General features: G+C 64.5%; 2 protein-coding genes and 1 pseudogene. All 3 read left to right on the top strand.

Annotated features, from left to right (window positions below; translation table 11 throughout):
• Positions 1–428: pseudogene (locus ABY403_RS16100) on the top strand (D-alanine--D-alanine ligase); the annotation flags it as partial.
• 71 nt (positions 429–499) lie between these two features.
• Positions 500–1,333 (top strand): cell division protein FtsQ/DivIB, encoded by an 834-nt coding sequence (locus ABY403_RS16095; RefSeq protein ID WP_372841824.1) that lies wholly within the window; start codon positions 500–502, stop codon positions 1,331–1,333.
• A gap of 13 nt (positions 1,334–1,346) precedes the next feature.
• A partial coding sequence (locus ABY403_RS16090) for a cell division protein FtsA (RefSeq protein WP_372841823.1) occupies positions 1,347–1,988 on the top strand: 642 nt, incomplete at its 3' end.

Below are 1,988 nucleotides of genomic sequence, written 5' to 3'. Positions count from 1 at the left end.
CCGATGACATGCCCGAGATCGTGCTGGTTGAGGCCTACGCGCCGGGGCGCGAGTTGACGGTCAGCGTGCTTGGTGATCGCGCGCTTTGTGTGACCGAAATCGTGACCAGCGGTTGGTATGACTACGCCGCAAAATACACGCTCGGCGGATCGCACCACATCGTGCCGGCGCAGTTGCCAGACGAAATCACCAACGCCTGCCTTGATTACGCGCGCCGCGCACATGATGCACTGGGTTGCCGCGGCCTTAGCCGCAGCGATTTTCGCTGGGATGAGAGTAAGGGTCTGGCAGGTTTGGTCATTCTGGAAACCAACACGCAACCGGGCATGACCCCCACCTCGCTTAGCCCCGAGCAGGCGCGGCTTGGGGGGATGGATTTCCCCGCGCTTTGCCGCTGGATCGTCGAGGACGCCTCATGCAACCGGTAGGCACTTCACCTCTTGCGGCCCCGCCGCGGCCCGCCCCGCGTGTGCTTCACCGCGACCCGGCACCTTCGCGTATGCGCTACAAGCTTGGCCGCCTTTGGCTGACGCCTTCAGTGCGCGGCCTGCTGCGGATCGGCTTGCCGCTGGCGCTGATCCTTGGCCTGCTTGGGCTTTGGTTGGGTGACGCGGGCCAGCGCGCGGCGTTGGCAGAGCGGTTCACGGCGCTCAAGACCGATATCCAGAACCGGCCAGAGTTCGAGGTGTCGCTGCTGCGCATCGATGGGGCATCGCCCGCGGTGGATGCGGCTATCCGCGCGATGCTGCCCGTGGCGCTGCCTGCATCTTCCTTTGCGCTGGATCTGCCCGCATTGCGCACACTGATCGCGCGGCTTGATGCGGTCGCCTCGGTCGATCTGAGGGTGCAGCAGGGGATATTGGCGGTCACGGTGGTCGAACGGGTGCCGGCGGTGCTTTGGCGTCATGCCACCGGCGTGGAAATGCTTGATGCCAGCGGCCACCGTATTGCGACGATCCTTTCACGAGATCTTCGCCCGGAATTGCCGCTGATAGCGGGAGATGGTGCACAAAACGCGGTGCCCGAGGCGCTGGCCATTCTGGCGGCGGCGGCACCGATATTGCCGCGCGCGCGTGGCCTTGTGCGGATAGGAGAGCGGCGCTGGGATCTGGTTCTAGACCGCGATCAGCGGATATTGCTGCCCGAGGCGGGGGCGGTGCAGGCGGTGCAGCGGATGCTGGCGCTTGACCGCGCCGAAGACCTGCTTGCACGCGATTTTACGCAGCTTGATCTGCGGCTGGCGGCACGCCCGACATTACGGCTGAGCGCGGACGCACAAGACGAATTGAAGCGCATCAATGCGCAGGTGATGACGAGCGGGAGTAACAGGTGATGGGGGCAGGGCGATGAACGGGCTCTATCAGGCACAGCGCGCCATGCGCGCGATGCGCAAGGCGGCGATGCAGCGCGGCGTAATCGCCATTCTCGATGTCGGAACATCGAAAATCGCCTGCCTTGTTCTGCGCTTCGACGGGCCCGAGCGGGCACCAACCAGTGATGGCGTCGGGCCGATGGCGGGACAATCGGCGTTTCGGGTCATTGGCGCAGCTACCACGCGTTCGCGCGGGGTGCGCTTTGGCGAAGTCGAGACGATGGCTGAAACCGAGCGCGCCATTCGAACCGCTGTGCAGGCAGCGCAGAAAATGGCCAATGTGCGCGTCGATCATGTGATCGCCAGCATCGCAGGCGCGCGCCCGCGCAGCTACGGATTGGCGGGTGAGATAAAGCTGCAAGAAGCGCAGGTCGCCGAAGCTGACGTGGCGCGTGTTCTTGCAGCTTGTGATCTGCCCGATATTGGCGATGCGCGCGAGGTGCTGCACGCGCACCCGGTAAACTTTTCGCTGGACCACCGCACCGGTTTGGGCGATCCGCGCGGCCATGTCGGAACCCGGCTCGCGGTGGATATGCACCTGCTTGCAGTCGATGCCGACGCGGTGGAAAACCTGACCTTCTGTCTGCGTCGATGCGACCTTGAACTGGCCGGTATT

This window comes from Phaeovulum sp. (assembly GCF_041596715.1).
In the GTDB taxonomy this organism is placed as follows: Bacteria; Pseudomonadota; Alphaproteobacteria; order Rhodobacterales; family Rhodobacteraceae; genus UBA6213.
Note: the sequence above shows the minus strand (reverse complement) of the source record. Positions and strands in the feature narration are given on the sequence as shown.